This window comes from Nonomuraea candida, assembly GCF_000725485.1.
GTDB classification, from domain to species: domain Bacteria; phylum Actinomycetota; class Actinomycetes; order Streptosporangiales; family Streptosporangiaceae; genus Nonomuraea; species Nonomuraea candida.
Genome location: NZ_JOAG01000020.1, coordinates 50,635 through 77,185, shown reverse-complemented (window position 1 = coordinate 77,185; position 26,551 = coordinate 50,635). Strand labels below are relative to the sequence as shown.

General features: G+C 75.3%; 24 protein-coding genes, 1 pseudogene and 1 riboswitch. Of the genes and pseudogenes, 8 read left to right on the top strand and 17 right to left on the bottom strand.

Features of this window, described 5'->3' with window-relative positions; translation table 11 throughout:
• Positions 1-117: 117 nt before the first annotated feature.
• On the bottom strand, positions 118-1,272 hold the full coding sequence (locus IO39_RS20765) for a FecCD family ABC transporter permease (RefSeq protein ID WP_342671428.1): 1,155 nt from the start codon (positions 1,270-1,272) through the stop codon (positions 118-120).
• The gene (locus IO39_RS20760; protein WP_245642100.1) at positions 1,269-2,276 is read right to left on the bottom strand and encodes an ABC transporter substrate-binding protein; all 1,008 of its coding nucleotides are present in this window, start codon (positions 2,274-2,276) and stop codon (positions 1,269-1,271) included. Before IO39_RS20760 ends, IO39_RS20765 begins: the two co-directional genes overlap by 4 nt.
• 177 nt (positions 2,277-2,453) lie before the next feature.
• A riboswitch (cobalamin riboswitch) is annotated at positions 2,454-2,630 on the bottom strand.
• Positions 2,631-3,059: 429 nt separating this feature from the next.
• On the opposite strand from IO39_RS20760, the gene IO39_RS54600 reads away from it, so the two are divergent.
• Positions 3,060-3,536, top strand: a complete 477-nt coding sequence (locus IO39_RS54600; RefSeq protein WP_157548681.1) for a hypothetical protein — start codon at positions 3,060-3,062, stop codon at positions 3,534-3,536.
• A gap of 99 nt (positions 3,537-3,635) precedes the next feature.
• Here IO39_RS54600 and IO39_RS20745 read toward each other — a convergent pair whose 3' ends face one another.
• Both IO39_RS20745 and IO39_RS20740 read right to left on the bottom strand, forming a co-directional pair.
• Complete coding sequence (locus IO39_RS20745; RefSeq protein ID WP_043625632.1) at positions 3,636-4,949, bottom strand: FAD-binding oxidoreductase; 1,314 nt, start codon at positions 4,947-4,949, stop codon at positions 3,636-3,638.
• Between the two features lie 149 nt (positions 4,950-5,098).
• Positions 5,099-6,295, bottom strand: coding sequence for a cytochrome P450 (locus IO39_RS20740; protein ID WP_043625629.1), 1,197 nt, complete (start codon positions 6,293-6,295; stop codon positions 5,099-5,101).
• Between the two features lie 140 nt (positions 6,296-6,435).
• On the opposite strand from IO39_RS20740, the gene IO39_RS20735 reads away from it, so the two are divergent.
• Entirely contained in the window at positions 6,436-7,236 is an 801-nt protein-coding gene (locus tag IO39_RS20735) for an aminoglycoside 3'-phosphotransferase (protein ID WP_043625627.1), read from the top strand.
• An 81-nt stretch (positions 7,237-7,317) separates the two neighbouring features.
• Here the strand turns inward: IO39_RS20735 and IO39_RS20730 are convergent, their stop codons facing one another.
• From IO39_RS20730 to IO39_RS20720, 3 genes and pseudogenes are all read right to left on the bottom strand, one after another.
• Complete coding sequence (locus tag IO39_RS20730) at positions 7,318-9,591, bottom strand: LLM class flavin-dependent oxidoreductase (RefSeq protein WP_043625624.1); 2,274 nt, start codon at positions 9,589-9,591, stop codon at positions 7,318-7,320.
• A gap of 23 nt (positions 9,592-9,614) precedes the next feature.
• Positions 9,615-10,505, bottom strand: a pseudogene (locus IO39_RS20725) (LLM class flavin-dependent oxidoreductase); the annotation flags it as partial.
• Between the two features lie 266 nt (positions 10,506-10,771).
• Positions 10,772-11,215 carry a MarR family winged helix-turn-helix transcriptional regulator gene (locus IO39_RS20720; protein ID WP_043625618.1) on the bottom strand — a complete coding sequence of 148 codons (444 nt, stop codon included), beginning with the start codon at positions 11,213-11,215 and terminating at the stop codon, positions 10,772-10,774.
• A gap of 269 nt (positions 11,216-11,484) precedes the next feature.
• On the opposite strand from IO39_RS20720, the gene IO39_RS58935 reads away from it, so the two are divergent.
• Positions 11,485-11,619 carry a hypothetical protein gene (locus IO39_RS58935; protein ID WP_281200101.1) on the top strand — a complete coding sequence of 45 codons (135 nt, stop codon included), beginning with the start codon at positions 11,485-11,487 and terminating at the stop codon, positions 11,617-11,619.
• Positions 11,620-11,727: 108 nt separating this feature from the next.
• Here the strand turns inward: IO39_RS58935 and IO39_RS50810 are convergent, their stop codons facing one another.
• The gene (locus tag IO39_RS50810; protein WP_157548678.1) at positions 11,728-13,050 is read right to left on the bottom strand and encodes an FG-GAP-like repeat-containing protein; all 1,323 of its coding nucleotides are present in this window, start codon (positions 13,048-13,050) and stop codon (positions 11,728-11,730) included.
• Between IO39_RS50810 and IO39_RS59435 the strand changes: the two genes are divergently transcribed.
• Both IO39_RS59435 and IO39_RS20705 read left to right on the top strand, forming a co-directional pair.
• Positions 12,934-13,722: an endonuclease/exonuclease/phosphatase family protein gene (locus IO39_RS59435; protein WP_342671435.1), complete on the top strand. Its 789-nt coding sequence runs from the start codon at positions 12,934-12,936 to the stop codon at positions 13,720-13,722. The genes IO39_RS50810 and IO39_RS59435 overlap by 117 nt on opposite strands.
• 289 nt (positions 13,723-14,011) lie before the next feature.
• Positions 14,012-15,991 carry an MMPL family transporter gene (locus IO39_RS20705; protein WP_084773176.1) on the top strand — a complete coding sequence of 660 codons (1,980 nt, stop codon included), beginning with the start codon at positions 14,012-14,014 and terminating at the stop codon, positions 15,989-15,991.
• Here the strand turns inward: IO39_RS20705 and IO39_RS20700 are convergent.
• Entirely contained in the window at positions 15,960-17,321 is a 1,362-nt protein-coding gene (locus IO39_RS20700; protein ID WP_169789087.1) for a wax ester/triacylglycerol synthase domain-containing protein, read from the bottom strand. The genes IO39_RS20705 and IO39_RS20700 overlap by 32 nt on opposite strands.
• A gap of 103 nt (positions 17,322-17,424) precedes the next feature.
• Here IO39_RS20700 and IO39_RS20695 point away from each other — a divergent pair, with 103 nt between their 5' ends.
• Positions 17,425-18,330, top strand: coding sequence for a phosphatase PAP2 family protein (locus tag IO39_RS20695; protein WP_157548675.1), 906 nt, complete (start codon positions 17,425-17,427; stop codon positions 18,328-18,330).
• On the opposite strand, the gene IO39_RS20690 is transcribed toward IO39_RS20695, so the two are convergent.
• The 4 genes from IO39_RS20690 to IO39_RS20675 are packed head-to-tail and all read right to left on the bottom strand — an operon-like array spanning position 18,236 to position 21,912.
• Positions 18,236-19,327 (bottom strand): NAD-dependent epimerase/dehydratase family protein, encoded by a 1,092-nt coding sequence (locus IO39_RS20690; RefSeq protein WP_052423128.1) that lies wholly within the window; start codon positions 19,325-19,327, stop codon positions 18,236-18,238. The two genes, IO39_RS20695 and IO39_RS20690, sit on opposite strands and share 95 nt — an antisense overlap.
• Complete coding sequence (locus tag IO39_RS20685) at positions 19,324-20,469, bottom strand: hypothetical protein (protein ID WP_043625606.1); 1,146 nt, start codon at positions 20,467-20,469, stop codon at positions 19,324-19,326. Before IO39_RS20685 ends, IO39_RS20690 begins: the two co-directional genes overlap by 4 nt.
• Positions 20,435-21,664: a beta-ketoacyl-[acyl-carrier-protein] synthase family protein gene (locus IO39_RS20680; RefSeq protein WP_043625604.1), complete on the bottom strand. Its 1,230-nt coding sequence runs from the start codon at positions 21,662-21,664 to the stop codon at positions 20,435-20,437. The genes IO39_RS20685 and IO39_RS20680 overlap by 35 nt, the downstream gene beginning before the upstream one ends.
• Complete coding sequence (locus IO39_RS20675; RefSeq protein ID WP_043625602.1) at positions 21,664-21,912, bottom strand: acyl carrier protein; 249 nt, start codon at positions 21,910-21,912, stop codon at positions 21,664-21,666. The genes IO39_RS20680 and IO39_RS20675 overlap by 1 nt, the downstream gene beginning before the upstream one ends.
• A gap of 176 nt (positions 21,913-22,088) precedes the next feature.
• On the opposite strand from IO39_RS20675, the gene IO39_RS20670 reads away from it, so the two are divergent.
• Complete coding sequence (locus tag IO39_RS20670) at positions 22,089-23,282, top strand: aminotransferase class I/II-fold pyridoxal phosphate-dependent enzyme (protein WP_052423127.1); 1,194 nt, start codon at positions 22,089-22,091, stop codon at positions 23,280-23,282.
• A gap of 79 nt (positions 23,283-23,361) precedes the next feature.
• Here IO39_RS20670 and IO39_RS20665 read toward each other — a convergent pair whose 3' ends face one another.
• On the bottom strand, positions 23,362-23,889 hold the full coding sequence (locus IO39_RS20665; RefSeq protein WP_043625600.1) for a CGNR zinc finger domain-containing protein: 528 nt from the start codon (positions 23,887-23,889) through the stop codon (positions 23,362-23,364).
• A gap of 118 nt (positions 23,890-24,007) precedes the next feature.
• Between IO39_RS20665 and IO39_RS20660 the strand changes: the two genes are divergently transcribed.
• Positions 24,008-24,886 carry an SCO6745 family protein gene (locus IO39_RS20660; RefSeq protein WP_043625598.1) on the top strand — a complete coding sequence of 293 codons (879 nt, stop codon included), beginning with the start codon at positions 24,008-24,010 and terminating at the stop codon, positions 24,884-24,886.
• A gap of 90 nt (positions 24,887-24,976) precedes the next feature.
• Here IO39_RS20660 and IO39_RS20655 read toward each other — a convergent pair whose 3' ends face one another.
• Genes IO39_RS20655 through IO39_RS20645 form a run of 3 tightly spaced genes read right to left on the bottom strand, consistent with a single transcriptional unit; the run spans position 24,977 to position 26,538 of the window.
• Positions 24,977-25,189 (bottom strand): hypothetical protein, encoded by a 213-nt coding sequence (locus IO39_RS20655; RefSeq protein ID WP_043625594.1) that lies wholly within the window; start codon positions 25,187-25,189, stop codon positions 24,977-24,979.
• A 3-nt stretch (positions 25,190-25,192) separates the two neighbouring features.
• Positions 25,193-25,927, bottom strand: coding sequence for an alpha/beta fold hydrolase (locus IO39_RS20650; RefSeq protein WP_043625591.1), 735 nt, complete (start codon positions 25,925-25,927; stop codon positions 25,193-25,195).
• Positions 25,924-26,538, bottom strand: a complete 615-nt coding sequence (locus tag IO39_RS20645) for a LysE family translocator (RefSeq protein ID WP_211267084.1) — start codon at positions 26,536-26,538, stop codon at positions 25,924-25,926. Before IO39_RS20645 ends, IO39_RS20650 begins: the two co-directional genes overlap by 4 nt.
• Between the last annotated feature and the right edge of the window lie 13 nt (positions 26,539-26,551).

Genomic DNA, 26,551 nt, shown 5'->3' with positions numbered 1-26,551 from the left:
CTCCCCTGCGTCCTCGGGCTCCCCGCGTCACCGTGCGGTCCTGCGTCATCGGGCCTCCTCGCCCCGTAGGCCGGTCCTGCGTCATCGGGACGCCTCGCCCCGTCGGCCGGTCCTGCGTCATCGGGACGCCTTCCGGCGCATCAGCCACAGGAAGAACGGGCCGCCGACGAGCGCGGTCAGCACGCCGATCGGCACCTCCTCCGGCGCGATCACGGTGCGCGCGGCCAGGTCGGCGGCGATCAGGAAGGCCGCGCCCAGCAGGGCGACGACCGGGAGGGCGCGGCGGTGGTCGGCGCCGGCCAGCAGGCGCGCCACGTGCGGCAGCATCAGGCCGACGAACCCGATCGAGCCGCTGACCGCGACGATGGCGCCGATCACCAGCGCGACGAGCACGAACGACCAGGCGCGGAAGCGGTGCGCGTTCAGCCCCATCGAGGCGGCCGCCTCCTCCCCCGCCAGCAGCAGGTTGAGCGGGCGGGCGACGCCGAGCAGCGCCACCGTGCCGAGCAGCACCGCCGCCGCCGGGATCGGCACCAGCTCCCAGGTCGTGCCGCCGAACCCGCCCAGCATCCAGCGCATCGCCGACTCCGCCTTGCGCGGCTCGCCGGAGGTGACGATGAGGTAGCTGGCGACCGCCGAGAGCACCTCGGCGGTGGCCACCCCGGCCAGGACCAGCCGTACGGTGGTCATCCGCCCGCCCGAGCGAGCCAGGAAGTAGACCGTCGACAGGGCCGCGAGCGCCCCGGCGAAGGCCGCCAGGGGCAGCGAGAACGCGCCGAACAGCGACACGTGCAGGACCAGGACGAGCACCGCGCCGACGCTCGCCCCGGAGGAGACGCCGAGCAGCATCGGGTCGGCCAGCGGGTTGCGCACGAGCGCCTGCAGGGCCATCCCGCACACCGACAGCCCGGCCCCGACGATCCCGCACAGCAGCACGCGCGGCACGCGCACGTCCATCACGATCGTCTCCCTGACCGGCGGCCAGGTGGGCTCGACCAGGGCGGGGACGATCCGGTGCAGCACGATCCGCCACACGTCGCCCGCCGCCAGCCCGACGGAACCGGCGGCGATCCCGGCCGTGGCCGCCGCCAGCAGCGCGGCCCCGAGCAGGGCCAGCAACACCCCGTACGGCAGGCGCGTCCGGCGGGTCCGGCGTGCCTCTCGCGGCCGGCGCGCGTTGAGTGGCAGGCGGGCGTTGAGTGGCAGGCGGGCGTTGAATGGCAGGCGGGCGCGGCGGCGCGCCGCCGTGGCCCGGGCGCGCAGCCCGGTCACGAGAAGAGCTCGGGACGGAGCTGGCGGGCCAGCGACTCGACGCCTTCCGGCGCCCTGACGCCCAGCACGGTGGCCGACAGGGGCAGCACCGCGAACCGCTGCTCCTTGATCGCGGGCACGTCCTTGAGCGCGGGGTTGGCCAGCAGGAAGCGCTTCTTGTCCGCCGCCGTCCGGTCGCCGTAGTCGTAGATGACGATCACCTCCGGCGCGCGCTCGGCGACCTGCTCGAACGACACGTCGCCGAACGCCTTGTCCAGGTCGGCGAAGAGGTTGACGCCGCCGGCCCTGGTGATCATGTCGTTGCCGATGCCGGCGCCGCCGGCGGTGAAGGCGGTCTTGTCGCCGCTGTCGTAGACGAACACCTTGACCGGCCCCGCCTCGCCGCCCTCCCCGGCGCCGCCGCCCTCCCCGGCGCCGTCGAGCCGCCGCCGTACGCCGTCCAGCACGGCGCGCATCTCGGCGACGCGCGTCTCGGCCCGGCCGTTCACCCCGAAGATGCGGCCGATGGTGCGGATCTCCTCCTCCAGCAGGTCCATGGTCACCGGCCCCGACGGGCAGGCCTCCAGGTTGAGGTAGGTCTGGATGCCGGCCCTGGCCAGCGTCTCCCGCCCGCGCCCCTCCTTGGCGTCGAAGGCGCTGTCGAACCCGCCGTAGACGAAGTCGGGCTCGGCCGACAGCAGCGCCTCGTACGAGGGGTACTCCTCGGCCAGCACCTTGACGCTCTTGTACGCGGCCTCGTACCGGGCCGGGACACGGTCGTCGAGGAAGGCGGTGCCGGCCATCGACTTCTCCAGCCCGAGCGCCAGCATGATCTCGGTGACGTGCTGGTTCATGGTGACCGCCCGGCGCGGCGGCTGCCGGTAGGTGGTGGTCACCCCGCAGTTGACCACCGTGACGGGGAACCCCGCGACGGCGGCCGGCGGCGGCCCCTCCGCCGGGGCGCCCGGCGGGCCGCCTGGCGGGGCGGTGCCGCATCCGGCCGCCAGGAGCAGGACGGATGCCAAGAGCGGGAGGGTGCGCGAGCGTCGGCGCGTCATGAGCGGGACCTTTCCTGACCGGTACGACCAGGGCGGGATCACAGGAGAAGGCCCGCGTGCCGGGCAGCGGAAAGGGGTCACGCCGAACTGGCGGCATGGCCGTCGTCACCGTCCTCTCTTGGGGAGATCCGCCCCAATTCCCTGAGGAGGCGACCGCGTGAGTCTCCTGGCTCTCGGGTCGTCGCTCACCCCGGCCTTCCCGCCCGGGGGCAGTGGCCATGCGTTCGGGGCTCGCTCACCGATCACAGTGGCGGGACCGCGCCGGATTCACACCGGCTTCCTCGTTCCGCCGTCGCCTTCGTCCGGCATCGTCTCATACCCGGCCGGCGCGGAAGGCCGCCGGAAGCGGGGCTCCCGGCTCCGAGATCGCCCGCGCGGCTACCGGTCGGCCCAGCGCGATCCCGTTCGGCACAGCAACCACCGCACCGGCGGGTACGGTGGCTCCTTCGAGGGCCGGGCCCGGTTCGCCCTGGAGGTCGGCACGCAGTCCGGCAGCCCGGCAGCTCGGCCACGAGGTCGCCGCCCCGATCCAGTACCACCACGCCTGACCTTCTCGGGTTCCGGGCCCGCCGGCCGCGTGGGCGCGGGTCCGGAGCCCTCGGGGAGGTTTCGGCTTCGTCGGTCCTCAGGGTCCGGGCCGATAGCCGTCATCCGTGACGGCGGCGCGGGCGAATCAGCGGGCGGGTCCCGTACCGTGGGCCCGTCAGCGCACCACGTCATTCGCCTCCGTCCCCCGACAAGGAGACAGACATGCGCACGTCACCGAGAGGCCCCCGCCGGTTCGCCCTGCCCGTCGCGCTCGCGGCCGGCCTGCTCGCCGCCCCGGCCGCCCTCCCCTCCCCCGCGTCCGCGACCGCGACCGCGAACACCTCCGCGTCGATCTCCGCGTCGATGTCCGCCTCCGCGGCGTCGGCCGTGAGCGGGTCCACGGCGTCGGCCGCGAGCGGGTCCACGGCGGCCGCCATGAGCCTGACGCTGACCAGCCGCAGTTGCGAGCCGCTGGCCCGGCGCTTCCTCTGCTCCGTCTCCTTCACCGGCGGCGTCGCCCCGATCGCCATCCGCTGGTACGTCAACGGCGGCCTCGTGGCGGCGTTCAACGACCGGACCTTCGTCGGCATCGGCTGCCAGCCCGGCTTCAGCGTCGACATCCGGGCGGTGATCTCCGACGCGACCGGCGCCTCGGTCGAGTACCACACCTCGCCCATCTGCCGCTCCGGCACCCCCTGACGCCGGCACCGGGGCCGGCTCCCGCGTCAGGCCCAGCCGTGATGGCGGGCGTGCCCCGCCCGGCCCGCTCCTGAGCCGTCCCCGCGCGGGACGGGGTGGTCAGGCCAGGACGGGGAAGTTGGCGCGCAGCACGCCGCGCGGGTCGCGGGCCCGCTTGATCTCGCGCAGCCGGGCGAGATCCTGCTCGGAGAAGGCCGCCGCGGCCCGCTCCCCGCCGCCCAGCATCGTGTACGGCTTGCGCCCGCTGACCGCTCCGCCGAGCTCCTCGGCCAGGCGCCGCTGCCGGTCGCCCGCGGCCGCGCCCGCCTCCGGGGTGGGCGCGAAGCCCAGCAGGTAGAGCAGGTACGGCTCGGTCACGGGACCGCTCGGACCGGCGTCCGGCCGGGCGGCGGCCAGCGCCCCGCCCAGGTGCCTGACCTGCAGCCCGACCACGGGCTCCAGCGGCGAGTCGAGCAGCGTGCCGATGGCCGCCTCGTCGAGGCGGGTGAGCAGCTCGGCGCGGGAGCGGCCGGGCGACGGGTCGGTGGGCTCGGCGGTGATGCCGCCCAGCTCGGCCACGGGCACCGGCCCGCGCTTGTCGGCCATCACGTCGTCGATCTTGTCGAGCGCCGCGAGCAGGGCGCGCCCGTCGCCCTCCTCGCCGAGGAAGGCGACGTCCACGCCGACCATGGGCGGGGCCTGCGGGAACTGCATCCGGTTGAACCAGACGGCCAGCTCGTCCGGCGCCTCGGCGGTGATCTCCAGGAAGGCCTCGAACACCTCGCGGGTGCGGTGGCCGGGCCACAGCATGCGCCCCCCGTACAGGGCGGGCGCCGGGTACAGGTCGAACTCCATGGCGGTGACCAGCGCGAAGTCACCGCCGCCGCCGCGCAGCGCCCAGAACAGGTCGGGGTCGGACCCGGCGGTCACGGTGGCGGTCTCGCCATCGGCGCGCACCACCTCGAAGGAGCGCACGCTGTCGGCGGCGAACCCGTGCTTGCGGCCGAACCAGCTCAGGCCGCCGCCGAGGGTGTAGCCGGTCACGCTCACGACGGGGCTGCTGCCCGCCAGGCCGGTCAGCCCGAGCGGCCCGGCCTCGGCCAGCACCTCGCCCCACGTGACGCCGGCCCCCACCCGGGCCGTGCGCTCCTCGCGGCGCACCTCCACGCCGCCCAGCCGCCGGGTGCGCAGCAGGATGACGCCCTCGGTGTCGCCGGTGGCGCCGTGCCCGCTGGGCTGCGCGGCCACGGTCAGCCCCCGGGCGGACGCGAAGCGCGCCACGGCCGCCACGTCGCCGGCGTCGGCGGCCTCCACGACGGCGGCCACGGGCTGGCGCACCGACAGGTTCCACGGCTTGGCCGCCTGCTCGAACCCTTCGTCGCCGGGCAGCAGCACCCGGCCCGCCACCGCGCCGCGCAGGTCGGTGTTCGTCATGTCTGGTCAGCTCCTGTCATGTCAGCGACCCCCCTTTCGTGCGGGGTCACCGCTATGACGGATGCGCCGGAGAAGATGTGACCGGATCGCGGGAAATTTCTCCCACGTACGTCCGGCGGCCTTCCTGCGGGCGGTGGCCGGACGAGGCGTCACCAGGTGACGTGCAGGGCGGCGGGCCCCAGGTCCACCCCGTCGCGCACCCATTCCACCTTGTCGGCCGGGTCCGCGAGACGCAGGCCGGGCAGCCGCCGGGCCAGCGCGCCCAGCGCGGCCCCCACCTCCAGCCGGGCCAGCGGCGCGCCGAGGCAGTAGTGCACGCCGTGGCCGAACGCCAGGGACGGGCTGGAGCGCCGGCCCGGCAGGAGCGCGCCGGGGTCGGGGAAGTGCGCCGGGTCGTGGTGCGCGGCCTCCAGCCTGACCAGCACGAGGTCGCCCGCGCCGATCGGGGTCCCGGCCAGGTCGAGGCCGGTCTGGGCGTACCGGGGGAAGGGCTCGCCGGTCACCCCGGCCTGCAGCCGCAGCACCTCTTCGACGAGGGCGGCCCGCCCCGCGCCGTCCTCCCGTGCCAGAGCCGCCCAGGCGCCCCGCGCGCCGCCGGGGGCGCCGTCCGTCCCGGACAGCAGCCGGAGCACGGCGGCGGAGATGGCGTTGCGGGCCGAGAGGTGCCCGGCGGAGACGATGGTGGCGGCCATGGCGACGAGCTCCCCGTCGGAGAGCCGGCCGTCGCCGGCGTCCCGTACCGCGATCAGGGAGCTGAGCAGGTCGTCGCGGGGAGCCGCCCGCCTGGCCGCGACCAGCGTGGCGGCGTACGCGGTGAGGTCCTCCCACGCCCGGGCCGCCGCGGCCAGTTCGGCCTCGTCTCCGAACACGAAGTCCGCGCCGCCGCCGGAGCCCGCCAGGGCGCCGAAGCGCTCGCGGTCGCAGGCGTCCACGCCGAGCAGCTCGCCGATCACCGTGACCGACAGCGGCGCGGCCAGCCCGGCCACCACGTCGGCGGGCGGACCCGAGCGGGCGAGCGCGGCGGCGTGCTCGTCGGCGAGCCGCTCGACGCGCCCGCGCATCCCCTCCACCGCGCGCGGCCCGAACGCCTTCGACACCAGCCGCCGCAACCGGGCGTGCGCCTCGCCGTCCTGGAACAGGGTCTCGTTCCCCGGGTACGACGCGCCGGGCGGGACCAGGCCGAAACGGCGGTCGGACAGGACGGTCGCGACGGCGTCGTAGGAGGTGACGAGCCAGGCTGGGCGGCCGTCGGGCAGGCGCACCCGGGCGACGGGCGCTTCGGCGCGCAGCCGGGCGTACTGGGGCGGGGGCGTGAGCGGGTCGGGCCGGTCGAACGGCAGAGTCATCGGTTTCGGCACCTCTCGGGGTCGTTTCCGGTGGCGGTCGCCCACCTGCCGCCCAGTCAAGACGCTGACGTCGCGTCAAGGTCAAGCGGCGCGAAACCCGTTTGCGGCACCGGCCCTCCGCCCGGAAGGATCATGTCTTTGTGAGCAGTTCCGTCGATTCCGAGGTCCCCGCCGGTCCCGTCGCCGTCCCGGAGGTCGTCGCCGCGCTGGCGCGGGGCGAGCAGATCACGCCTGTGTGGCGCAACGAGCTGGGCGGGCTGACGTTCCGGCTCGGCGCGGCCCGTTACGCCAAGTGGGTCGCGGCGGGCACGCCCGAGATCGATCTGATCGCCGAGGCCGAGCGGCTGGCCTGGGCCGCGCGGTGGGCGAGCGTGCCGCCCGTGCTGGAGCACGGCGAGGACGCCGGCGGGGCGTGGCTGGTGACCCGGGCGGTGCCGGGCGTGTCCGCGGTGGACCCGCGCTGGGCCGCCGAGCCGGCCGTCGCGGCGCGGGCGATCGGCCGGGGGCTGCGCCTGCTGCACGAGGCCCTGCCCGTGGCGGAGTGCCCGTTCGAGTGGAGCGTGGCGCGGCGGCTGCGGCGCGCCGACGAGCGCATCGCCGCCGGCGAGGGGCCGGCCGACTGGGCGCCCGAGCACCGGCGCCTGGGTCTCGCCGAGGCCCGGGCGCGCATCGGCGCGCCGCCGCCGATCGACCGGGCGGTGGTCTGCCACGGCGACGCGTCCGTGCCGAACACGCTGCTGCACGACGACGGCACGTTCGCCGCGCACGTCGATCTCGGCTCGCTCGGCGTCGCCGACCGCTGGGCCGACCTCGCCGTCGCGGCGTGGAGCACGGTGGACGACTACGGGCCCGGCTACGACGGCCACGTGTACGAGGGGTACGGGATCGAGCCCGACGAGGAGCGCATCGCCTACTACCGGCTGCTCTGGGACCTGGCGTGAGCCCTCGCGCCACCCTCTCCCGGCCGGCCGCGCCCGGGTCGCTCCGGGGCCCGGTGCGGCGCGGCGCGGCCGGGGATCGGGTCAGGGGTCCGACGGGGTGATGTTGAAGTTGTCGCGGAAGACGTTGTCCGGGTCGTAGCGGCGCTTCAGCGCCCGCAGCCGCCGCAGCGTGGGACCGGGGTAGGCGTCGTGCACCCGTTCGGGGCGCAGGTCGGTCTCGAAGTTGATGTACGTGCCGTTGAAGTGCGGCAGCAGCTCGTCCCAGGCCGCGTCCAGCCCCCGCCGGCTGGAGCCGAAGGCGACGAGGCTGAAGTTCGCCGACCGGCCCGCGTACGCGGTGGCGTCGGGCGGGACGTCGGAGGCGACGCCGCCCACGGCCCTGACCTGGAAGAAGTACGTCAGCCCGGTGCCGATCAGCCGCCCGGCCGCCGCGGCCAGCTCCGGCGTGAGGTGGTCGGCCAGCGCCGCCCTGGTGACGGGCTCACCCTGCCCGTCGTGCGGGCGGTGCGGGACGTGCATGACCGACGCGTACGGCTGGACCTGGATGGAGTGGTCCAGGAGCGGGGCCGTCGCGGCGATCGGCTGCAGCCGGTCGATGATCGTCCGGGCGTCGCCGGAGTTGACGACGGCCATGATCTGGCCGATGAGCGGCCGGCCGGGGCTGGGCCGGCCGATGATGACGGAGCTGGTCAGGTCGCGGGGCGCGGCCTCCATGGCGGCGCCCCAGCGTTCGAGGAAGCCGGCCGTGTCGGTGACGTCCAGGACGAGCTGGGCGAACCCCACGTCCCCCACCTCGTCCACCTCGAACTCGAACGACGTGACGATGCCGAAGTTGGCCCCCGCCCCGCGCACGCCCCAGAACAGCTCGGCGTGCTCGGTCTCGTCGGCGCGCACGCGGGTGCCGTCGGCCAGCACCAGGTCCACGGCGCGGAGGCGGTCGATGGTCAGGCCGTGCTGGCGGACGAGCCAGCCGATGCCGCCCGCCGTGGCCAGGCCGCCGACGCCCACGCCGCCGTAGTCGCCGGAGCTGAGCGCCCAGCCGTGCGGGGCCAGCGCGGCGGCGACGTCGCTCCAGCGCGCGCCCGGCTCCACCCGCACGCGGCGGGCCGCCTTGTCGAGGATCTCGATGGCGTGCAGGCGTGACAGGTCGATGACGATGCCGCCGTGGTTGGTCGAACGGCCGCTGATGCCGTGCCCGCCGCTGCGGACCGACAGCTTCACCGGCTGCGTACGCGCGAAGCGCACGGCCTGCCCCACCTCCTCCGGCGTGCCGGGGCGCAGCACCAGCCCGGGGGATCCGCCGCGCATGTACGTGGAGCGCACGCGGGCGAACCCCGCGTCCCCGGGTTCGATCGCGGTGCCGGCGAGCGCGGCGGGGACGGCGTCGTAGTCGATGCCCTCCCGGCGGTGGCGGCGGACGAACAGGCTGGCCGGGGTCCGCTCCGCCACCTCTCCCCTGGCCGCCCGCAGCGCCGGGACCACCTCGACGGCGAAGCGCCGCAACGTCCCGGGGTCGTCCGTGGCCAGGATGAACGTGCTGAGGCCGTGGTCGCGGATCAGCGGGAGCAGGTCGTCGGCCCACCGCCGGGGCGGGCCGGTCAGGAAGCCTTCGGACTCGGGCGTGAAACGGCCGGTGATGCGCGCGGCGCGGCGGATCTCGCGCGGGTCGCGTCCCGCCGCCGTGGCCGCCTCGTCGATGAGCGCGGCGGCCCGCGCGAGCCCGTCCCCGGTGCCCGGGCCGGCCGGCACCCCGCCGGGGTCCGGGGCGAGGAGCACGCCGCCGGGGTCCGGGGCGAGCGGCGCGTCCCCGGTCGCCGGGACGAGGAGCACGCCGTCGGCCTTGCGTCCGGCCACGCGCAGGGCCTGCGCCCCGCCCGTGGTGGCGGTGATCCAGAGCGGGAGGTTGTGCGCCGGGGCCGGGCCGCGTTCCGCGCCGGTCAGGCGGTGGTGCTCGCCGTCGAAGCGCAGGGGCGAGCGTTCGGCCGCGGCCCAGACGCCGCGGATGACGTCGACGGTCTCGCTCAGCGTGCCGTCCGCCCCGTCGAGGACCAGCTCGACGCGGCCATCGGTGAGCAGGTCGAGGCTCGCCGCGGCCCGCGCCGTGACGGCCGGGTGGTCCGCCCCGGCCCCGTGGGCGCGGGCGTGGGTGGTGAGGCGGACGCGGGCGGTGCGGGCGGCGGCCCAGCTCAGGAGCGTCCACGGGTCGAGACCGCCGGGCACGTCCCGGAAGGAGACGAGGTCGTACCCGAGCTCCTCGCTCATCCGGGCCCGCTCGGCCAGCGCCCCGGCCCGCTCGCCGTCACGCGGCGTGAGCAGCACGCCGAACCGCAGCGGATGGCCGTGCTCCACGCTCATCGCCCCGCCCCGGAGACGCGCGCCGCGCGCTCCCGCGCCACCAGCTCCCGCACCCCGGGCGCGACCTGCTCGCCGAACGTGCGGATGGTGGCCGCGTCGTCGGCCATGAGGATGTAGCCGGAGAAGCCGTACTCCAGGGTCAGCGCCGCGAGCTGCTCGGCCCACTGCTCGGGCGGCCCGTCCAGGAACCGGTCGCCGCCCTGGCCGAACCGGCCGGTGACGTTGAACAGCCGGCGGATCGCGGCGGGCTCGCGCCCGGCCTCGACGGCCGCCGCGTCGATGGTGGCGTTGGCCTCGGCGATCTCGTCGAGGCTCTGGATGTACGGCAGCGAGGGCAGCCACCCGTCGGCCTTGGCCCCGGTCAGGCGGAGCATCTTCGGCTTGTACGCCCCCAGCCAGATGCCGATGTCGTGCGCCGGGGCGGGGCCGCGCTTGGCCCCCTCGACCCGGTAGTACGTCCCGTCCACCCGGAACCGCGACCGCTCGCCGGCGTCCCAGATGCCGCGGATGATGTCGATGGCCTCGCCGAGCGCGTCCACGGCCTGCCCGGGGGTCAGCCGCCTGCCGCCCATCGCCTCGATCGCGTCCCAGAAGCCGCCCGCGCCGAGCCCCAGCTCGAACCGGCCGCCGCTGAGCAGGTCGAGGCTGGCCGCCGCCCTGGCGAGCACGGCCGGCGGGCGCAGCGGGAGGTTGATGACGTTGCCGGACAGGCGGATGCGCTCGGTCCTGGCGGCGACGTAGGACAGCAGCGTCCACGTGTCCAGGAAGGCCGACTGGTAGGGGTGGTCCTGGAAGGTCGCCAGGTCCAGCCCTGCGGCCTCGGACTCCTGCGCCAGCGCGACGACCTCGTGGGGCGCGGCGTTGGCGGGGATGATGAAGGATCCGAAGATCAGGTCGTGCCCGTAGTCAGGCATCGTGCGCTCCTCTTCCGCCGGCAAGGCGATACGTTGTCCGGCAGACTATCTCCATGCCAGACGAGTTGCACAACAGCGCTTTGCGTCCGGGCATTCCCCGCGCATGCAAACGCTTGGGTCTCCCCTGAGGAGGCCGGGAGATGGCTCCGGAACGGAGGACGACGGCTCCGGGAGCGCGAGAGGCCGTCCTCTCCGGGCCACGGGAAGCCGTCCTCCGGTGAAGGGCGGGAAGGCGGTCCCTCTCGGAACGCGGGAAGGGCTGAGCCTCAGGCCCCGTCCGCGAGCAGTTCCTCGGCCACCTCGCACGGGTCCTTGGCGGGTTCGATGTCGCGCACGTCGCAGGCCACCCGCCACAACAGGGTCCGGAACGTCTCGCGCTCGCCCGCGTCGAGCGCCCCGAGCAGGCCGTCCTCCGCCTCGCGGACGCGCCGTTCGAGGTCGCGGAACGTGCGCAGCCCCTTGGCGGTGGCCACGATCCGGCGCTGGCGGCGGTCGGCCGGGTTGAGGCGGCGCTCGACCAGCCCGGCCTTGACCAGGTCGTCGATGAGGTAGGTCATGACGGTCCGGTCGATGCCCAGGTGCGCGGCCAGCGCGAGCTGCGTGGGATGGGCGCCGCCCGCCACCGCGGCGAGGGTCTGATAACCGCGCGGGCCGTGCGGCAGATCACCGATCACGGTGACGACGGACCCCTGGTAGGCCCGCAGCAGCACCCCGAGTGTCCACCCGAGATTTTCACCAAGCGCCCCACCGGCGCCGCCAGGCCCACCGGAGCCACCGGGACCGTCCGGCCTGCCTGAGCCGCCAGAGCGACCGGCGCCGCCAGGCCCACCGGACCCAACGGACCCACCGGATCGGCCGGAACCACCAGATCGGCCGGGCCGGCCCGAGCCGCCTGGGTCGCCGGGCCGCTCGGTGGTGCTCATGCACGCATCCTATCGCCGCCGGTGCCGGCGATCAGGTCGCGCCGTCGCCGCCGGGGATGACGAGCCGGTCGCCGCTGGGGGGTGACCAGGCCCGTCTCGTACGCCGGCACGACCGCCAGGTGAGGAGCATCGCCGTCCAGAGCGCCGGCACCGACGACCTGGCCGAGCTCTGGAAACGCGACCACCACTGACCGGCACGCCCCGGTCCGCTTTCCGGGACCGCCGTCTCCCGCGACCGCCCGCCTCTGCCCGGCCGCCGGCGCCCGTTTCCGTCCCGGCCCCGCCATCGAGTGGCGGGGCTATGACGCCAGGGTGGAGGTCGGGAAGCTGGTGAGGAGCTTCGTGCCGTCGGTGAGCACGATCGCGGGGGCGTCGTCGTCGCCGGCGGCGAGGACGAGTTCGTCGTCCCCGTCGCCGTCGTAGTCCCCCGCCGCCAGCGGCGCCACCTTGCCCGGCCCTTCGACGTGCCGCCCGGCGCCGAGACCGCCGGGGCCGCCCCGGAAGACCTTCGGCGCGCTGTACGCCCGCGGCGGCCCCTGCCGGCCCGCCCCGCCGAAGGCGAGGTCGTCGCGGCCGTCCCCGTCGAAGTCCCCGGCGACGGCCGCGCCCGCGGTGCCCCTGAACGCCGCCTGCCGGCCGTTGCGGTGGTAGACGGTGACCGTCTTGTCGACCGAGGGCGGTTCGGTCTCGTAGCCGGGCTCGTTGTTGCGGCTGCCGTCGTCGCCGACCGCGACGTCCCTGGCCCCGTCGCCGTCGAAGTCGCCGAACGCCGCCGACATGCCCGCGTTCAGCTTCCTGCCCGTCTTCGCCAGGCCGCCGGGGCCGGCCGCGAGCAGCCAGGGGGAGGTCTGCTCGCCGTCGTCGCCCTCGTGCACGAGCAGGCCGCCCCCGCGCCGCCCGCCGAGGTCGTCGGAGGTCATCCGCCAGAACTCCGACCCGGTCGGCGACGGCTGGACGGTGCGGCGGGCGGGGACGCCCTGGCGGGTGAAGGGGCCGTACAGGACCGTGAGATCCGCGGCGCTCGCGTCCGCCTGCGGCGGGCCGGACAGCGCCAGGTCGGCGTGGCCGTCGGTGTCGAAGTCGCCCGCGACCGCTCTGGAGTGCGCCGGTTCGCTCCCGGCGGCCGGACGTACGGGAGTCGGAGGCGTGCGCGCGGCGATGCCGGCCGGGCCGCCCCAGAGGAGGTGCGGGCCCTGTGGCGCGTCGTCCCCCGCCCGCGCGCCGTGGGCGACGACGTCGCCGAAGCCGTCACCGTCGAAGTCGCCCCTGATGCCGCCGCCGACCAGCCAGGAGGAGAACGTGCCGGGCGGCACCACCGTCCGCCTGCCGGGATCGAGCCCGCGGGACGAGCCGTACAGCACGGCGAGCTGCCGGCGCTCGGAGACGCCGACCTCGATGACCAGGTCCGCGTACCCGTCCGCGTTGACGTCGTCGATTCCCCGGCCGCCGCCCCGAGGTCCGGAGGACGGGGTGCGCCCCGGGGTGGAGGCGGCTGTGGAGGCGGGCTGCGACCCGGACGCGGACGGCTCGGGACCGCGCGACGGCCCCTCCTGGCCCGGCCCGCCGCCGCAGCCCGCGAGCATCAGGACCGGCAACGACCAGATCATCACCTTACGCCGCACCCCCAAAGCCTAGACCGGCACCCCGCCAGCCGGGACGGGCCGGGCAGGCGCGACGGCGGCAAGGACGGGGCCGGGCGGGCGCGGAGGCCGGGCGGAGGTGGAGGCCGGGCTGGAGGCGGGCGTGTTCGGCTGGCGGCGGCCGGGCTGGCAGAGCTGCTGCCGCACCACATCGGCAGGGCCGACTTCCGCGGCCCCGAGGGCAGCGGCGTGTACGCCCGCCATCCGCTGCGCGAACGCACCGGGCTGTTCCGGCCGGTCGGGCACCACATGCCGGTGGCCGAGGTGGTGCTGCCCGGCGGCCCGGCCGTCGAGGTGGTGGTCGTGCACCCGGTCGCGCCCGTGCCCCGGACGGTGCCGCGGTGGGAGGCGGGGATCGCCGCCCTGCCGCCCGCTTCCGGCGCGGGCCCGCCGCGGGTTCTGGCGGGTGACTTCAACGCCACCCTCGACCACGCGGTCTTCCGCCGCCTGCTCGACACGGGGTACACCGACGCGGCGGCCTCCACCGGGCAGGGCCTGACCCCGACGTGGCCGTACGGCCGCGCGCTGCCGCCGCTGGTGGCCATCGACCACGTGCTGACGGACGCCCGCGGCACGGCGGTCGGGGTGCGGGTGTTCGACGTGCCCGGCTCCGACCATCGGGCCCTCTTCGCCGACCTCCGCGTCAGGCCCTGACCCCTCGCCCCCGATCCAACGGCACGGCGACTTCCCCCCATGTGGCGACCACCCTTCAATTCTCGCCGCCGCATGCGCCACAACCATTTCCGCGAGAAGAGATAATCGCGTCATGTCCCCTTTGATGCTCCCATGACGCGAATATGAGACTCCTGCAAAAGTTTGTTTAAGCGGGACCGGGAATTTATGGTCTACGTGCTGACGGACACATTCTCACCAGGCGACGGGGGGTGGGCGGGAATTGTCGGTTTTGTTGCGAATGGCCACAGCGCGGAGAATCGCGGTCGGAGTGGTGATCGGGTGGGTGGCCCTGGCCGTGGCGGCCGTGCTCACCAGCGGCCCGCTCGACGACGTCCGCATCACCAGCGGCACCTCCATGCTGGCCAGAGGCGTCGAGTCCGCCCGCGTCCTCGACCTGCTGGCCAAGCAGGACGGCCGGGTGGTGCCGGCCCTGGTGATCTACGAACGGCCCGGGGGGCTGCTGCGGAAGGACCTGCGGGCGGCGCGGCGCGATCTGCGGCAGTTCGCCACCGTGCCCGACGTGCTCGGCACCGCCTCCGACCCGGTGCCCAGCGCCGACGGGGAGGCGCTGCAGGTCACCGTGCTGGTGTCCGGCAGGCCGGGCGTGATGGTCAGCCCGCTGGTCGAGCGGCTGCGCCAGATCGCCACCGAGGACAGGCCGCCCGGCCTGGTGAGCCACGTGAGCGGCGCCGGCGGGGCCGCGGCCGACTACGTCGACTCCTTCCGCCGGGTCGACGGCACCCTGCTGGCGCTGAGCGTGGGCGTGGTGCTGCTGGTCCTGCTCGCCGTCTACCGCAGCCCCGTGCTGTGGGTGATCCCCATGCTCGCCGTGGTGGTGGCCTACCTGTGCTCGGCCGCGGCGGTCTACGCGCTGGCCCGGTCCGGGCTGATGACGCTGCGCGCGGCCACGCCCGAGGTGTTCACCGTGCTGGTGTTCGGGGTGGCCACCGACTACGCGCTCCTGCTCGTGGCCCGCTACCGCGAGCGGCTGCGCGTGACGGCCGACGAGACGGCGGCGCTGAAGGGCGCGCTGTCGGGCGGGGTCCGCACGGTCGTCGCCTCGTCGCTCACGGTGGCGGGCGGCGTCGGCTGCCTCGTCGTGGCCGACACCAACGCGCTGCGCTCGATCGGCGCGGCGGCGGCCATCGGCATCCTGGTCACGATGGTGGTCATGGTGACGCTGCTGCCCGCGCTGATGCTGCTGGGCGGGCGGCGCGCGTTCTGGCCGAGCCTGCCGCGCCCGGGGCAGGAGGCGCGCGACGGGGTGTGGCGCGGCGTGGCGGGCTTCGTCGGCCAGCGGCCCCGCCTGGCCTGGGCCGGCTCGGCGCTGCTCCTGACCGTCCTGTGCATGGGGCTGACCACGCTCGACGCCTCGGGCATCCCGCCGTCGTCGCTGTTCACGATGCGCACGGACTCCGTGGCCGGCTACGACGCCCTGCGCCGGCACTACCCCGCCAGCGCCCCCGTGGTGGTCCTGGCCAGGCCCGACAGGAGCGCCGCCGTGGCCGAGGCCGTGCGCGGGGCCGAAGGGGTGGTGTCGGTGCGCTCGGGGCCGCCCGCGCCGTGGCGCACGTTCGACGTGGTCCTGGCCGCCGAGCCGAACACGCCGGAGGCCCAGCGCCTGGTGGAGCTGCTGCGCGGCACCGTGCGCGCCGTGGCCGGCGACGCGGCGCTGATCGGCGGGTTCACCTCCGAGCTGCTCGACGCCAAGGACGCCGCGCTCGACGACGCCTTCCTCGTCGTGCCGCTGATCCTGGCGGTCGTGGCGCTGATCCTGATCGTCCTGCTGCGCTCGCTGGTGGCGCCGCTGCTGCTGATGGGCACGGTGGTGCTGTCGTTCGCCGCCACGCTGGGGCTCTGCTCGGCGCTGTTCACCCAGTTCCTGGGCTATCCGGTGATGGACGTCTCCTTCGCCCTGTACGCGTTCGTCTTCCTCATCGCCTTCGGCATCGACTACAACATCTTCCTGATGGCCCGCGTCCGCGAGGAGGCGCTGCGCCTCGACACCCGTGAGGCGACCCTGCACGCGCTGCGCGCCACCGGCGGCGTGATCACGGCGGCGGGGGTGGTGCTGGCGGCGGCGTTCTTCGTGCTGACCGTGCTGCCGCTGGTCCCGATCGTCCAGCTCGGGCTGCTGGTGGCGATCGGGGTCGTCATCGACACGGTGATCGTGCGCTCGTTCCTCGTGCCGGCCCTCGCCCACCACATGGGGCGGTTCATCTGGTGGCCAGCGCGTGCAGCTGGGTGAGCTCCCGCCGCAGGAGGCCGAGCAGTTCCTCCGGGCGCGACACCCGGGGGTCGAACACCCCGGAGAAGGTCACGCTCTCCCCGACCGGCAGGATCACCACGATTCCGGCGAGCCCCGGCACCAGCCCCGGCACGATGAACACCTCGCCCTGGGCCCCGAGCTCCTTGGGCAGCGGCACGGTGGTCACGCTGAGCCTGCGGGGTGAGCCCTTCCCGAACAGCGGTGACATCAGCCGCAGCAGCGGCACGGCGAGCGCCGCCGGCAGGCCGTACAACTCGCGGCCGGACTGGCGGGCCTGCCCGATCCGCCCGATCGTGGTCTGCTCGGCGATCCGCGCCAGCCGGTCCAGGGCGGCGGGTTCGCCGCAGGGGAGGGTGACGGGCAGCAGGGCGGTGTGGTTGCCCAGCCCGGTGTGCCGGCGGTGCCCGTACAGCCCGACCGGCAACGCCACGACCAGCTCCCCCCGCCCCTTGCCCCGCCCTCTTCCCCGCCTCTTGTCCCGTTCCCCGCCGCGGGCGCGCCCGGCCGCGCCCAACCGCGGGTCCGCATCACCCTCCCGGTCGCCGGCGTCCGGGGCGGGCCAGGCGGACGGGTTCCAGGCGCGCAGGGCGCCGGTGACGAGGGTGAGGCCGATCTGGGCGATGCTGGCGCCCGTCGTACGCGCGATGTCGTGGAAGAGCGCCCGCTCCAGGTGGACCACCTGCAGCCGGAGATCCGGCGGGCCGCCGGGCCGGGCGGTGAACCAGCGGGGCGGCGCGGAGACCATCCGCCGCAGGTCGCCCAGCGCCCGCCGGGCGGGCCCCGGCGGCCCCAGGTACGCCCCGCCCGTCCCGGGCGCCGCGAGCGTGCCGGTGCCCAGCAGGGCGCGGGTGGCCATGACGAGCCCCATGCCGTCCTGGAACAGGTGGTGCGAGCGGTAGCAGAGCACGTGCTCCGCCCCGTCGTTGCCCTGCAGCACCATCAGGCTCCACAGGGGCCGCTCCCGCGAGAGCGGCCGCATGCGCATGGCGTCCATGACGGCCTGGTGGACGCCCACCCCGGCCGGCAGCCGGTGGAACTCGACGTGGTGGGCGGGGTCGAACCCGGGATCGGGCTCCCACCGCATCCGCAGCCCCTTCCCGGCCAGCCGGTAGGCCAGGGCGGGTGCGCGTACGCGCACCGCCTCCGCGACCATCCCGCACAGCGAGCCGGGGTCGGGGGCGGGCCCCGGCCGGCGGACGGCGACGCCGTTGTGCAGGCGGGAATCGCAGACCGCGCCCGCGCCGGCCCGGATCACATAATGGTCGCCGAATGTCAGGGGAACCGCATCGTCCTCGAATTCGCCATTCACGGACGGCCACGTTATCTTCCGGACTCCGCCGCTCGCAGGAATTCTCGCCGGGCGGGCCGCTATATTGGGGCGCCGGCGAAACATACGGAGTTCGGGGGGCGACGTGGAAATTCGACCGGTCGAGGCGCTGTTGTTGGGCTATTTCGGGCTCATGGCGCTCATCTCAGCCTTTTTCCACGAGCGCGTTCCGGAGGGCGCGACGCCGCCGCTCGCGTACGCGCCGGCCGCCCTCTTCCTGCTCGCCATGGCCTACGCCGGGCAGCGGCTCCCGGACCGCCGGGCCGTGTCGTTCGCCCGGTTCGCCGCGCCGCTGCTCGTGCTCCCCTTCGCCTACGGCGCGGCCGGCAGCCTGTCCCGCGTCCTGCACGGGCGGTTCCTGGACGACGACCTGCGCGCGTGGGAGCTGGGCCTGTTCGGGGTCTCGCCCAACGCCGCCGCCAACACGTTCGCCGTCCCGCCGCTGACCGAGCTGCTGACGCTCTGCTACTTCTCCTACTACGGCTGCTTCCTGCTGCCCGTGATCCTGTACGCGCGCGGCCGGGGGCCCCTGGCGGAGCGTTACCTGTTCACCACGATGACCGGGCTGCTCATCTGCTACCTCGGGTTCATCTCCCTGCCGGTGGTGGGCCCGGCGTCCGGGCCGTTCGCCGGCCACCGCCCCGACGGCTACCTGATCACGGCGCTGCAGAACCACATCATGGTCACCTTCGACCCGCCGGGCGCCTGTTTCCCCTCACCGCACGTGGCGGGCGCCTGGATCACCGTCTTGTGCCTGCGCCGCCACGTCTCCAGGAAAGCCGCCCGCCTGCTGACGGCGCTGGCCACGGGGCTGACGGTGGCCGTGGTGTACGACTGGTACCACTACCTCGTCGACGTCGCAGGCGGGCTGCTGGTGGCGCTGGCCGTGCACGCCGTCACGGAGCGGTGGGCGGCGCGGCGGGCGCGAACGGCGCGGACGGCGCGGCTGGCGCGGACGGCTCTGCCAGCGCGGCCTCGAACCCTCGTCTGAGCGTGGTGGCGGGCGCGAAGCCCAGCTCGCGCGCGGCGGCGTCGGGCGCGCAGGTCCAGTCCGGGCGGCGCAGCTCGCGGGCCTTGTCCCGGTTGAGCACCGGCACGCCGCCCCGCGCGACCAGCTCGGCCAGGGCCGCCACGGCGTGCACGGCCGTCACGGGCAGCGGCAGCACGAGCGGGTCCCGGCACCCGGCCGCCCTGGCCAGGGCGCGGCAGATGTCACCCCAGGCATAGGCGTTGCCGTCACTGATCGGGTAGACACCGGCCTGATCACGACCACCGGCCGCGGACAGGACGGGGCCGCGCCCGGCGACGGGGGGCGAGACGCCGCCGCGCTCGCCGGCAACGGGCAGGATGCCGCCGTGCTCGCCGGCGGGAGGCAGGACGGGGCCGCGTTCGGCGGCGGCGAGCAGGGCGGCGCACAGGTCGTCCACGTAGACCATGCCGTAGCGGCGGTGCCCGTAGCCGGGCTTGACGACCAGGCCGCGCCGGACCATCGGCAGGAGCGCCGGCAGCAGCGCGGCCTCGCCGGGGCCGTAGACGATGGCGGGCCGCAGGACGGCCGTGGGCACGAGGTGGGCGTGGCGCCGGGCGGCCTGCTCGCCGGCCCGTTTGCTGGCGCCGTACAGGGAGATCGCGGGGCCGGCCGCCAGGGAGGAGCACAGCACCAGGCGCGGCGGGCGGCGCAGGGCCGCCAGGGCGCCCGCCAGCCGGGCGACGCCGTCGCGGTTGACGGCCAGGAAGCCGGCGGCGGTGCGCGCCCGGAGCGTGGCGGCCAGGTGGATCACCCGGTCGGCGCCGCGCACCGCCTCCGTGATGCCCCGGCCGGTGGCCAGGTCGCCGTGCACCACCTCGACGCCCAGCTCGCGCAGCTCACGGGCGCGCGGGGAAGGCCGCGCCAGCGCGGTGACGGCGTCACCGCGCGCCAGGATCATGCGGGTCAGCCGCGCGCCGACGAACCCGGTCGCACCGGTGACCAGATAACGCGCCGTCACAGCGTCATCCCGTAGATGCGGTAGGTCTTGTCGTGGCTGCAGCCGATCCTGGCCAGGTAGCGGTTGATGTCGTGGTTGTCCTCCAGGGTCCAGCCGAGCTCCACCCCGCCGTGATATCCCCCGGCCACGAACGCCTCGAGGGCGCGGGAGAACAGGACGGCCTCGATGCCCTGCCTGCGCAGCTGGGGCACCACCCCGAACAGCACGCCGCGCGCCCGGTCGATGCGCCGGGCCGCCAGAGCCAGCCGGACCAGCCCGATCGGCAGGCCGAAGCGGGACAGGCGGCCGCGCGCGGCGGGCAGGGCCTGGTTGAGATCGGGCAGCGCGAAGGCGACCCCGACCGCCTCGCCCCCCACCTCGGCGATCTGGACGAGCCTGGGATCGAGGACCTTGCGCAGCCGGCGCGTGACGGCGGTGTATTCCGCCTCGGTCATCGGGGTGAACCCCCAGTTGCCCTGCCAGGCCAGGTCGAAGACGTGCTTGACCCGGCCGAGGTCGGCGTCGAGGCGGGCGGGGTCGAGGGGCCGCACGGTGAGCCGCGCGTGCCGCTCGGCCCGCCGCGCCACGCGCAGCAGGCGCTCCCCCGGCCCGGCGCCGCTCATCTGCCAGGCCCACAGGTCCTTGGCCTTGCCCAGCCCGTATGTCTCCAGCAGCGCCGGATAGTAGGCCGGGTTGTACGGCATCAGCACGCTCGGCGGCGTCCCGAACCCGTCGACCTGCACCCCGCACTCGTCGTTGGTGGTGAAGTTGACCGGCCCGAGCATGGTCTCCAGGCCGCGCCCGCGCAGCCACCGGGCGGCGGCGTCGAGCAGCTCGCGCGCGACCGAGGCGTCGTCGGCGCAGGCGAACTGGCCGAAGAACCCGTCGCGCGTCCCGTGGGCGGCGTTGTGACGCGGGTTGTGCACGGCGGCGACCCGGCCCATGACGCGCCCGCCCCGGCGCACGGTGAACAGCTCGGCCGCGCCGTAGGCGAAGAACGGGTTGCGCCGCCGGTCGAGCAGCCACCGGCACTCGCCGCGCAGCGGCGGCACGAAGTGGGGGTCGCGGCCGTGCAGCCGGTAGGGCAGCTCGACGAACTCGCGCAGCCCGCGCCGCCCCTCGGCGATCTCAGCCGTCGTAGGAGGTGAGGACGAGGCTCGCATTGTGCCCCCCGAAGGCGAAGGAGTTGGAGACGACGGCCCCGGGCGCGAGCGGGCGCGGGGCGCGCACCACGTCGATCTCGCACGCCGGGTCCTGCGCGTCGAGGTTGATGGTGGGGTGGATCAGGCGGTGGTGCAGGGTCAGCACCCCGGCCACGGCCTCGATCGCGCCGGCCGCGCCGATCGCGTGGCCGAGCACGCTCTTGGTCGAGGTCACCGGCACCCGGACGGGGCCGAACAGCCGGGTGATCACCTGGGCCTCGGTGACGTCGTTGAGCGGGGTGCCGCTGCCGTGGGCGTTGACGTGCGCGACATCACCGGTGGACACGCCCGCGTCGGCCAGCGCCTGCAGCATGCACCGCTCGGCGCCCGCGCCCTTGGGGTCGGGCGAGGTCAGGTGGTGGGCGTCGGAGGTGCGGCCGTAGCCGGCCAGCTCGGCGTAGACGCGGGCGCCGCGCCGCACGGCGTCCTCGAGGCGTTCGAGCACCACGAACGCGGCGCCCTCGGCCAGCACGAACCCGTCGCGGCCGGCGTCGAACGGGCGCGAGGCGCGCTCGGGGTCGGCGCGGCGCTGGGACAGCGCGCCGCAGCGGTGGAAGGCGAGCAGGATCGTGCGCGTGACGCAGGCCTCCGTGCCGCCGGCCACCACCAGGTCGGCGGAGCCGTCGCGGAGCAGCCGCAGCCCCTCTCCGATGGTGTGGCCGCCGGAGGCGCAGGCCGTGGAGACGGTCATGCTGGGGCCGAGGATCTGGTGGCGCATGCTGACGAACGCGGCGGCGGCGTTGGGCATCGTCCGCGGGATGTAGAGCGCGCCCGGCTGCTCGCCGCCCAGCAGGGTGGCCTCGCTGGTCTCCGAGCCGCTCAGCGCGGTGCCCGTGACGACCGCGCGGCGCTCGGGCGGGACCGGCGGCTCTCCCGCCCCGGCCGCCGCGTCGGCCAGCGCGTCGTCGGCCGCGCACACGGCCAGCAGCGTCGCGCGGTCCATCCGGCGCGCCTGCTTGCCCGTCACGTAGGGGGCGGTGTCGAAGCCGGGGACCTGGCAGGCGAAGCCGACCGGCAGGTCGGCGGCGTCGAAGGAGGTGATCGGGCGGGCGGTGGAGCGACCGGTGACCAGGGTGCGCCAGAACGTCTCGAGATCATTGCCGGCCGGGGTGCGCACGCCCAGGCCGGTGACGGCGACGCGGACCCGTCCGCGCATCAGCCGGCCCGGGGCCCGGCCAGGACCAGGGTGGCCACGTCGGCCAGGGTGCGGGCCTGCTTGGCGGTGTCGAGGTCGACGGCGAGCTGGAAGCGGTCCTCGCTGGCGGCGGCCAGCTCGGCCATGTCGAGGCTGTCGGCCTCCAGCTCCTCGCGCAGGTCGGTGTCGGGGGCGATGAGCGCCGGATCCACCGAGAGGATCCTGGCGCAGATGGCGCGCAGCTGGTGGAAGATCTCGTCTTCGGTCATGCGTACGTCCTCGTCTGCTGCTTGTCGGACTGCGGGGCTGGGGGGCACGAGTGTGCTCGATCCGGACCAGCGGCGATTACTCTACTATTACGATCAAGTACTGTCAGCTACGATCACCCGATGCGGAGTGAGTCGCCGGAATGCTTCGGACAGAGCCGGAAAGTGAGTGCCGCGCCGTGACGGACCCGTTCAGCAAGTGCCGGCTGCCAGAGGAGTTCGAGGCGCCGGCCAGGGCCGGCTGCTACCCCTTCTACCTGCCGGTGGAGGAGCGGCCGGGCGGGGGCGAGGTGGTGGTGGGGGGCCGTCGCGTGCTCATGGCGGGCTCCAACGACTACCTGGCCCTGTCCGGCGATCCCCGGGTGACCGAGGCCGCCGCGGAGGCGCTGCGCCGGCTGGGCGCGGGCAACTCGGGGTCACGCGCCCTCAACGGCACCCTGGAGCTGCACCGCACCCTGGAGGCGGAGCTGGCGGCGTTCCTCGGTCACGAGGCGGCGATGGTCGTCTCCACCGGCTACCAGGCCAACCTCACGCTCAGCGCGCTGTTCGGGCCGCGCGACGTCCTGTTCGCCGACCGGCACATCCACGCCTCGCTCATCGACGCCGCCCGGCTGGGGCAGGCTCCGATGCGGCGCTACCGGCACAACGACATGGGCCAGCTCGCCCGGCTGCTGGAGGAGGCCGACCCGGAGGCGGGGGCGATGGTGCTGACCGAGGGCATGTTCTCGGTCGGGGGCGACCTCAGCGACCTGCCGGGCATCGTCAAGCTCGCGGCGCGGCACGGGGCGCGGGTGGTGCTGGACAGCGCGCACGACGCCGGCCTGCTGGGGCCCGGGGGCCGGGGCGCGGCCGAGCACCACGGCCTGCAGCCGGCGGTCGACGTGCAGACGGTGACGTTCTCCAAGTGTTTCGGCACGCTGGGCGGGGCCGTCGCCGGGCCCCGGCACGTCGTGGAATACCTGCGCCACAGCGCGCGGCCGGCGCTGTTCTCGGCGTCGCTGCCGCCGTCGTGCACGGCCGCGGCACTGGCCGCCCTCGGCATCATCCGCGCCGAGCCGGAGCGCCGCCGCGCGGTCATGTCCGCCGCGGAGCGCCTGCGCTCGGGGCTGGTCGCGCTCGGGTTCGCGATCCCGCCCGGCGGCACGCCCACCGTCTCGCTGCGCATGGGGAACGCGCTGGCGTGCTGCCGGTTCTGGGCGGGGCTGCTGGAGGAGGGGGTGCTGGCCAACGTGATGCTGCCGCCGAGCGTGCCCGGGGAGTCGGCGCTGATCCGGCTGAGCGTCACGGCGGCGCACACGGGCGGGCAGGTGGACCGCATCCTGGGCGCGGTCGCGTCCGTCGCCGACCGCCTGGGCGCGGCCGAGGGCCGCTGAGTCCCGGCCGGGGAGCCGCCCGGCCGGGTCGTGGCACGGACCGCCGGGTGCGGCACCGCGCTGTGGCGGAGGCGGGCGGTCAGGTGCGGCGGCGGGCGCGGTAGGCGCTGGCCTTGGCGCGGTTCTGGCACGACAGGCCGCAGAAGCGCCGTGAGGCGTTCCTGGTGACGTCGAAGAAGACCAGCTCGCATCCCTCCGCCTCGCACGAGCGCAACCGCCGCCCCTGCCCGACCCCGATCACCATGGCCAGCGCCGTGCCGGCGTCGGCGGCCCAGGCGTCGGGCAGGTCCGCGCCGGGGGCGTGGAAGGCCAGGACCGGCGGATCGCCGTGCAGGTTCGGGACGGCGGCGTGGCGTACGAGCGCCCGGTTGAGCGCCGTGACGTCGCCGCCGGTGAAGGCGGGATGCAGCTCCGCGGCCACCTCGGCGAGCCGGTCGGCGTCGTCCCCGCTCAGGACGGGCCCGCCGGCGGCACCGGCCGGGGCGGGGGTGGGGGCGGGGGTGGGGGTCCAGCCGTGGGCGGTGATCGCCTGGTTCAGGGCGGCGCGGCGGTCGGCGGGCGGGGTGACCGGGCGGCCCCGGGCCTGGGTGACGTGCAGCTCGTTCACGAGCAGGACGGCAAGCTCCGCCCACCTCCCGACATAACTGTCTATTTGCGATTGACCAGTGATGCGCCATGCCTCTATCGTCACTGGCATAATTTATCTAGACAGTGAGGGGATTGCCATGAGCACACCGTCCAGGCTCGCCCGCCGCATGTGGCACCAGCTTGAGCCGATCCACGCCGTGCTGTATTTCTCGCCGCAGGCCTTCGCGGCGGCCGGCGCCCTGGGATACGACGTGGAGTCCCGCTGGCCCAGCTATTTCGCCTATCGCACGGCGCCGCTGGGGCGGGCGGGCGCCCGGCTGGCCACCGCCGTCTACTACAGCTTCAGCCCGGCCACGATCGCCGCGCACGTGCCGGGCGTGTGGGAGGTCGCAGCGCCGGAGCAGGTGCTGGCCACCCGCCTGGAGGCGATCGACCGGACCTACCGCGACCTGCTCGGCGACCGGCTGGCCGGGCCCGGCGTGGCCGAGGCGGCGGAGCTGGCCAGGGCGGCGGCCGAGAGCGTGACGGTGGGCGGCAGGCCGTTCGCGGCGGCCAACCTGGACCTGCCGTGGCCGGACGAGCCGCACCTGGTGTTGTGGCAGGCCGCCACGGTGCTGCGCGAGCACCGCGGCGACGGCCACGTGGCGGCGCTGGTGGCGGCGGAGCTGGACCCGTGCGAGGCGCTGGTGTCGTTCGCGGCGATCGGGGCCGCCCCGGTGGAGAACTTCGCCGGGCGCGGCTGGAGCGACCAGGAGTGGGCCGAGGCCAGGGAGCGGCTGGCCGCGCGCGGGCTGGTGGACGCCGACGGGCAGGCGACGGAGCGCGGGCGGGCGCTGCGCGACCAGGTGGAGCGGATGACCGACGACCTGGCCTTCGAGCCCTGGCGCCGGCTCGGCGATGAGCGGGCGGCGCGGCTGGGGCAGCTCGCGGCGCCGTTCCTGGGCGCGGTCTTCGAGGCCGGGCTGCTGCCGATGACCAGCACGCTGGGCATCACGACGGTGCAGCTCCCCGACTGAGCCCCGCATCCCGCCGTACCGGGCGGTGCGCGGCCCGGCGGCGGGCCGGCCGGCGGCGGGCCGGCCGGCGGCGGGCCGGCCGGCGGCGGGCTAGCGGCGGCCGTACTTCTTGTGGACCGCCTGCTTGCTGACCCCGATCGCGTCGGCGATCTGGGCCCAGGCGAGCCCGGCCACCCGGGCCCGCCGCACCTGGACCGCCTCCAGGCGCTCGATCTCACGGCGCAGCGCGGTGGCGGCGCGCAGTGCCAGCAGCGGATCGTCGTCCTGCGCCTGCCTCATGAGGGTCGCCAGGTCGTTCGTCATGGACTAAAGGTAATCCAGCAGCAGCGCGTCGATCTCCGCGGGACGTTCGAGCGCCGGAAGGTGCCCGGCCCATTCCAGCTCCAGCAGCCGCGCCTCGGGCAGCTCGTCGGCCAGGTGGCGGGCGCTGGCCCGGAAGTACGGCAGGTCGTGCCCGCCTGCCACGATCAGCGCCGGCACGTCGATGCCCTTGAGCGTGATCTCCCGCTCGATCTGCTCGGGCTCGGGGTCGGCGGCGAGCTGCACCTCGAAGGCGTGCCGCTGCATCGCGACCAGGCGCCGCCACGCCTCGTCCGTGGCCTCCGGGCCGAGCAGCGTGCGCGCGTTCAGCTCGGCGGCCCCCTGCACGTCGCCCGCCTCCAGCAGGCGCCCCTCCTCCTGCCAGTACGCCCGCACGTCCGGCGTGGGCTCCAGCGTGGAGACCGGGTTGAGCAGCACCAGCTTGCCCGCCAGCCCGGCGGCGGCCAGGTGCAGCGCCGCCGGCGTGCCGCCCGACGACGCGACGATCGCGGCCCGGCCGACGCCCAGCGCGGCCAGCACCTCGGCCACGTCGTCCCCGTCGCTGTAGGGCGCGTCGGCCTGGTACGGGGTGCGCCCGTACCCGCGGAAGTCCACCTTGATCACCCGGAACCGCCCGGACAGCGCCTCCCACTGCGCGTCCCACATGCCGGAGTCGGCCGCCGTCGAGTGCAGCAGCACCACGGGCTCGCCGGTGCCGCGCTCGTCGTACCAGATCGTCATCGGGCGTCCACCACCATGCGCACGCCCAGCCCGATGAGCACCACGCCGGAGATCTGCTCCAGCCGCCGCTTGACGGCCGGCCGGCCGAGCCACGCCTTGGCCTTGGCGACCGCCCAGATGAGCAGCCCGTACCAGAGCAGGTCCACCATCACCCACACCAGGGCCAGCGTCACGAGCGTCAGCGGCACGTTCTGGCCCGCGGGGACGAACTGCGGCAGGAACGACATCGCGAACACCGCCGCCTTGGGGTTGGCCAGGCAGGTGCCCAGCCCGGCCAGGTACGGCGCGCGCCGGCCGGGCACCACCTCCCCTTCCGGCAGGTCCGGGGCGCCCTTGCGGGCCTGCCACAACGCCTGGGCGCCCATCGCGAGCAGCAGCACGGCGCCGGTCACGCGCATGACGTCGTAGGCGACCTGGGAGGCGACCAGCAGGGCCGACAGGCCGAACGCGGCGGCCAGGCCCCACACCAGGATGCCGGTCTCGTTGCCCAGGGTGGCGGCCATCCCCGAGCCCCGGCCGGCGCGCAGGGTCTGGCGCAAGATGATGGCGGTGCTGACGCCTGGCACCATGGCCACCGCGATGCACGCGCCGATGAATCCGATGAGGTACATGCCGGGCATACTC